Origin of the sequence: Kitasatospora sp. NPDC002965, from assembly GCF_040611255.1 — a bacterium.
In the GTDB taxonomy this organism is placed as follows: Bacteria; Actinomycetota; Actinomycetes; order Streptomycetales; family Streptomycetaceae; genus Kitasatospora.
On sequence record NZ_JBEXNT010000246.1, the window covers coordinates 1 to 5,607 of the forward strand.

The following is a 5,607-nucleotide window of genomic DNA, read 5'->3' on the forward strand; positions in this document are numbered from 1 at the left end:
CCTCTGCCCCTCCCCGCCGCTCTCCCGATGGGGCGCCGGGCGGGGGGCGGGGGCACCGCGGGGTGCCCCGGGGATCCGCTCCTGCGGATCCCGGGGCCTCCCGGTTCACTTCGCCTGCGGTCAGCCGAGGTTGGCCAGCGCGTCGTTGAAGGTCTTCGACGGACGCATCGCGGCCGCGGCCTTGGCCGGGTCCGGCTGGTAGTAGCCACCGAGCTCGACCGGCGTGCCCTGGACGGCGGCCAGCTCCTCGACGATGGCCTGCTCCTGCTCGCCCAGCGACTCGGCGAGGCCGGCGAAGGCCTGCGCCAGCTCGGCGTCCGCGGTCTGGCCGGCCAGCTCCTGGGCCCAGTACAGGGCCAGGTAGAAGTGGCTGCCGCGGTTGTCGATGCCGCCGAGGCGACGGCTCGGCGACTTGTCCTCGTTGAGGAAGGTGCCGGTCGCGCGGTCCAGGGTGTCGGCCAGCACCTGGGCGCGGGCGTTCTCCGTGGTGCGGGCCAGGTGCTCGAAGCTCGCGGCCAGCGCGAAGAACTCGCCCAGGCTGTCCCAGCGCAGGTAGTTCTCCTTGACCAGCTGCTGGACGTGCTTCGGGGCGGAGCCGCCGGCGCCGGTCTCGAACAGGCCGCCGCCGTTGATCAGCGGCACGACCGACAGCATCTTGGCGCTGGTGCCCAGCTCCAGGATCGGGAAGAGGTCGGTCAGGTAGTCGCGCAGCACGTTGCCGGTGACCGAGATGGTGTTCTCGCCGCGGCGGATGCGCTCCAGCGAGAACGTGGTGGCGTCGACCGGGGCCTTGATCTCGATCTGCAGGCCGGTGGTGTCGTGCTCCGGCAGGTAGGCCTTGACCTTCTCGATCAGGACGGCGTCGTGCGCACGGGTCTCGTCCAGCCAGAAGACGGCCGGGTCGCCCGAGACACGGGCGCGGGTGACGGCCAGCTTGACCCAGTCGCGGATCGGCAGGTCCTTGGTCTGGCAGGAGCGGAAGATGTCGCCCGGCTCGACGGCCTGCTCCAGGACGACGTTGCCCTCGGTGTCGACCAGGCGGACGGTGCCCGCGGCGGCGATCTCGAAGGTCTTGTCGTGGCTGCCGTACTCCTCGGCGGCCTGGGCCATCAGGCCGACGTTCGGAACGGAGCCGATGGTGGCCGGGTTCAGGGCGCCGTGGGCGCGGCAGTCGTCGAGGACGGCCTGGTAGACACCGGAGTAGCTGCTGTCGGGCAGCACGGCGAGGGTGTCGGCCTCCTGGCCGTCCGGGCCCCACATGTGGCCGGAGGTGCGGATCATGGCCGGCATCGAGGCGTCGACGATGACGTCGCTCGGGACGTGCAGGTTGGTGATGCCCTTGTCCGAGTCGACCATGGCCAGGGCCGGGCCGTCGGCCAGCTCGGCGTCGAACGAGGCCTTGATCTCGGCGCCGTTCTCCAGCGCGTCGAGGCCGGCGAGGATGCCGCCGAGGCCGTTGTTCGGGTTCAGGCCGGCGGCGACGAGCGCCGGGCCGTACGCGGCGAAGGTCTTCGGGAAGAAGGCGCGGACCACGTGGCCGAAGATGATCGGGTCGGAGACCTTCATCATGGTGGCCTTGAGGTGGACCGAGAACAGCACGCCCTCCGCCTTGGCCCGGGCGACCTGGGCGGCCAGGAACTCGTGCAGGGCGGCGACGTGCAGCACGGAGGCGTCGACGACCTCGCCGGCCTGGACCGGGACCGACTCGCGGAGCACCGTGGTGGTGCCGTCCGCGGCGAGCAGCTCGATGCGCAGCGAACCGGCCTCGGCGATCACGGTGGACTTCTCGGTGGAGCGGAAGTCGTTCTCGCCCATGGTGGCGACGTTGGTCTTGGAGTCGGCCGACCACGCGCCCATGCGGTGCGGGTGCGTCTTGGCGTAGTTCTTGACCGACGCGGGGGCCCGGCGGTCCGAGTTGCCCTCGCGCAGGACCGGGTTGACGGCGCTGCCCTTGACCTTGTCGTAACGGGCGCGGACGTCCTTGTCCTCGTCGGTCTGCGGGTCGTCCGGGTAGTCCGGCAGCGCGTAGCCCTGCGCCTGCAGCTCGGCGACGGCCGCCTTCAGCTGCGGGATGGACGCCGAGATGTTCGGCAGCTTGATGATGTTGGCGCCCGGGGTCTTGGCGAGCGCGCCCAGCTCGGCGAGGGCGTCGCCGATCTGCTGGCCCTCCTCCAGACGCTCCGGGAAGCTCGCGATGATCCGCCCGGCGAGGGAGATGTCGCGTGTCTCCACCTTCACGCCCGCCGTCGAGGCATACGCCTGCACGACCGGCAGGAACGAGTACGTTGCCAGGGCCGGCGCCTCGTCGGTGTGCGTATAGATGATGGTCGAGTCAGTCATCGGTACTCCGCTTCGCGTCTCCAACGTCTTGACGTCAAGATATCTCGTGATCGCCCCTTCGCTCCACCTCCCCCCGGTTCGGATGTGCGGGGGGAGGCGTCCGGGGCGCCGGGGCGACGGTCAGCTCCACGGTGGTCCCGGCGCGGGCGCGCGGCAAGCGGAGCGCCCGGAGGACCGCCGGAGGGGGCTACCGGAGGGCGCCGGAGCGGGCCGCCAGCCGCGCCTCGAACTCGGCCCGGTCGGCCAGGAACCAGAGCTGCCCGCCCCGGTTGGACTCCCGGACGAAGTCCCGCAGGGCGCCGCTGGCCAGGGTGTGCCGGGAGATGTCACCGAGGACGGCGAGCCCGACGCGGTAGGTGGCGAACTTCTGCACGATCCCGCCCGCGATCCGGGTGCTCAGGGTGAAGAACTCGTCCGGGAAGCGCTCGGCCGGGACGAGCACCCAGGCGGCGTCGCGACCCAGGGCGTCGCCGATGACGTCCATCGCCGCGGACTCGTCGCGGATGGCCGGGCCCTCGGCGGGCAGCCGCAGGACACCGGACGGGGCGGTGGGGCTGTGCTCAGACATGACGGTTCTCCGTGGTCATGGAGTGGATGACGGCGAGCAGCTCGGCCGTGTCGGCCGGATCGCCGAGGATGATCACCTTGAGGGTCGCGCGCTCCTCGTTGTGGAGGGACTCCACCCGCGTCGGGACGGTGTTCCCGCGCGGGCCCGAGACCAGTGCCACGAGGGTGTTCGACAGCCTGACGGCCTCCCGCACACCGACGCCGTCGATCTGGACGACGGTGGAGACCTCGACGTGCAGCGGACCGGGCTCCGGCGGCGCCGACGCCTCGGGGTCCGCGCCGGCGAAGGACTCGAAGTCGCGGCGGGCGATCCGGTACTGCTTCCCGATCCTGGTGGCCCGCAGCCGGCCGTCGCGGACGTAGCCGCGGACCGTCCGCACGTGCAGCCCCAGCAGCTCGGCCACCTGTTCCACCGAGTAGTACTCCGGCACCGGACACCCTTCGCGCGACGACTCCTTACGGTCGAAAACTACCATGAGAACAGGCTGGATAGGGAAGGATAGGGAGTGCTGTCCGATGAGCGGTACAGCCGACCGTCAGAACTTCGTCAACGCAGCGCGGCATTCGGTCAACGCTGCGTCAGGACGGCGTCCGAGTGCCCGGCGCCGCCCTAGCGTCGAAGGAGCAGTTCCGGCAGGCCCCTCCACCACTCGGGAGCACCCGCATGGCCCGCGTCGTCTGGCACGTCCCGGTCACCGTCACCGGCAGGACCACCGCTCTCCGCCTCTTCCGCCTTCGGGACGGCCGCCGCTGCGCGGTCGGCTTCAGCTCCGCCGGCGCGCTGGCCGGCCTGCTCGGCGCCGGGCAGGCCGCCGTCGAGCTCGGCGAACCCGCCCTGCGCGCCCTGACCGCCCCGCTCGGCGTCGACGAGCTGGTCCTGGACCCGCGCCTGGTCGCGCAGCCCGTCGCGGGCGGCGCGGACCGCCCGACCGGCCGCCCGGCGGCGGGCACCGGCCTCCCGGCCGCCCGGCTGCAGCACCGGTGAGCGCCCTCCACCTCGTGCCCGGCGCGCCCGGGCCCGAGGAGGCCCGGCCGCTGCAGGCCCTCGCCCGGGTGAGCTACGGCCCGGTCCCGCTCGACTTCGACCGGCTGGCCGCCGAGTTCCCGGCCGTCCAGAGCGGCCTCGCCCTGGCCGGCGACGCCGACCTCGAACTCCGGCTCGCCTGCACCGGGCCGGAGGAGTTACGGGCCGTCTCCATCGCCCTGCTGCGCGCCGGGGCCGCCCACGTCCGCATCGACCTCGTCCTGCGGGCGCTGATCCCGGGTCAGCCCGCGCTCCGGTCCGTGCCCTGACGGCCCGTGCCCCGCTGTCCGTTGGGGGCGCGGGCCGGGCGCAGGCCGGGCGCGGGCGCGGGCGCCGGGAGGGCCTACACCCCCTGGCGGGTGAGGGCCGCGACGGCGGTCAGCAGCAGCGCCGAACCCGCCACCAGGGCCGCGGTGAGCGGCTCGCCGAAGCACACGACGCCGAGCACCGCGGCCGTCGCCGGTTCGAGCAGTACCAGGACGGCGGCCGTCACCCCCGGCACCACGGTCAGACCGGCGAAGTACCACCGGTAGGCGAACAGGGTGGGCACGGTGCCGAGGAAGAGCAGCGCACCGGCCGTCGCCAGCGGCTCCCCGCCGGACGGCAGGACCCCGCCCTCCGCCACCGCGAGCGGCAGCAGGCAGAGCAGCCCGGTGGTGAACGCCCCGGTCGAGGCGCGCGCCGAACCGCCACCGCGCGCCCAGAGCGTCAGCCCGCTCTGCCCGGCCCCGGCCAGCACCGCGAGGGCCGCCCCGAGCAGCGGACGCGGACCGGCCGCCGGGGCGGCCACCAGCAGCGCCAGCCCGCCGAGCGCGAGGGCGAGCGCGACCGACGCCCGGGCCGTCAGGCGCTCACCGAGCAGCAGGTGGGCACCGAGGCTGGTGAGCACCGGACCGGCGCCGATGGTGATCAAGGTGCCGAGGCCGAGACCCGCGTACTGGACCGAGCCGAAGTAGGCGCACTGGCTGACGGCCAGTGCGAGCCCGGTCAGGACGGCCGCGCGGCGCGGGGCGCCGGAGGCCCGTCCCCCGGCCGTCCGCCGGAGGGCGGGCAGCAGCGCGAGGCAGCCGGCCGCGACGGCGAACCGCCAGGCACAGACGGCCACCGGGCCGAGCCCTCCGGTGCGCAGCAGCAGGGCGGCGACGGCTCCGCCCGCGCCCCAGGCCACGGCGGCGGCCGAGATGGACAGCAGGCCGTGCCGGACCGGCACGGCGACATGAGTGGTCATGCGTTCGTTCTCCACGACGGGGTGCCGGGCGGGGCCCGGCCGGATGAGGTCCACCGGTGGCGCGGGCGGCACTCATCGGCCCGGTGGCGGGGGGCCGCCGGGCGGGGTGTGCGTGGAGGGGCCGCCCGCTAGCGGACGGGCGGCGGCAGGATCACGAAGCGCATGGGGCCACCCTAGCGCCGGCCGGCGGGCGGGCGGGCCGTGGCGAGATCGGACTGATCGGCCCGAGGTGGGCCTCCGTCGGCTCGACCACCGGCTCGGGACGGCTGTACGGCGCGCGGAACGCCGTCGTCGCCGGGTCGACGCGGGCGGTCACCGGGACCTCGTCACCCCTCGCGCCACGGGGCGGGGGCCCCCGGGGAGCACCCCACCCCGGCCCCCCCCGGGACGCCCCCGGCCCGGGGGAAAACGACCACACCCCCCGCCGCGCCCCCGCCCCCAACCCCCC

At 74.3% G+C, this 5,607-nt stretch carries 6 protein-coding genes; 2 read left to right on the top strand and 4 right to left on the bottom strand.

Annotation, left to right across the window (positions count from 1 at the left end; genetic code table 11):
- Nucleotides 1-120 precede the first annotated feature (120 nt).
- The 3 genes from ABZY91_RS41125 to ABZY91_RS41135 form a co-directional block, all read right to left on the bottom strand.
- Nucleotides 121-2,340, bottom strand: a complete 2,220-nt coding sequence (locus ABZY91_RS41125; RefSeq protein ID WP_329880047.1) for an NADP-dependent isocitrate dehydrogenase — start codon at nt 2,338-2,340, stop codon at nt 121-123.
- A 187-nt stretch (nt 2,341-2,527) separates the two neighbouring features.
- Nucleotides 2,528-2,908: a DUF4180 domain-containing protein gene (locus ABZY91_RS41130; protein WP_355409262.1), complete on the bottom strand. Its 381-nt coding sequence runs from the start codon at nt 2,906-2,908 to the stop codon at nt 2,528-2,530.
- Nucleotides 2,901-3,383 carry a helix-turn-helix domain-containing protein gene (locus tag ABZY91_RS41135; protein ID WP_355409264.1) on the bottom strand — a complete coding sequence of 161 codons (483 nt, stop codon included), beginning with the start codon at nt 3,381-3,383 and terminating at the stop codon, nt 2,901-2,903. Before ABZY91_RS41135 ends, ABZY91_RS41130 begins: the two co-directional genes overlap by 8 nt.
- Before the next feature lie 188 nt (nt 3,384-3,571).
- Here ABZY91_RS41135 and ABZY91_RS41140 point away from each other — a divergent pair, with 188 nt between their 5' ends.
- Entirely contained in the window at nt 3,572-3,892 is a 321-nt protein-coding gene (locus ABZY91_RS41140) for an SAV_915 family protein (protein WP_355409266.1), read from the top strand.
- Nucleotides 3,889-4,200: a hypothetical protein gene (locus ABZY91_RS41145; protein ID WP_355409268.1), complete on the top strand. Its 312-nt coding sequence runs from the start codon at nt 3,889-3,891 to the stop codon at nt 4,198-4,200. Before ABZY91_RS41140 ends, ABZY91_RS41145 begins: the two co-directional genes overlap by 4 nt.
- A gap of 74 nt (nt 4,201-4,274) precedes the next feature.
- On the opposite strand, the gene ABZY91_RS41150 is transcribed toward ABZY91_RS41145, so the two are convergent.
- Nucleotides 4,275-5,159 carry a DMT family transporter gene (locus tag ABZY91_RS41150; protein WP_355409270.1) on the bottom strand — a complete coding sequence of 295 codons (885 nt, stop codon included), beginning with the start codon at nt 5,157-5,159 and terminating at the stop codon, nt 4,275-4,277.
- Nucleotides 5,160-5,607 lie beyond the last annotated feature (448 nt).

Coding starts and splice junctions, on each gene's coding strand:
- ABZY91_RS41125 (WP_329880047.1), bottom strand. CDS start 2,340: ATGACTGACTCGACCATCATCTATACGCACACCGACGAGGCGCCGGCC.
- ABZY91_RS41130 (WP_355409262.1), bottom strand. CDS start 2,908: ATGTCTGAGCACAGCCCCACCGCCCCGTCCGGTGTCCTGCGGCTGCCC.
- ABZY91_RS41135 (WP_355409264.1), bottom strand. CDS start 3,383: ATGGTAGTTTTCGACCGTAAGGAGTCGTCGCGCGAAGGGTGTCCGGTG.
- ABZY91_RS41140 (WP_355409266.1), top strand. CDS start 3,572: ATGGCCCGCGTCGTCTGGCACGTCCCGGTCACCGTCACCGGCAGGACC.
- ABZY91_RS41150 (WP_355409270.1), bottom strand. CDS start 5,159: ATGACCACTCATGTCGCCGTGCCGGTCCGGCACGGCCTGCTGTCCATC.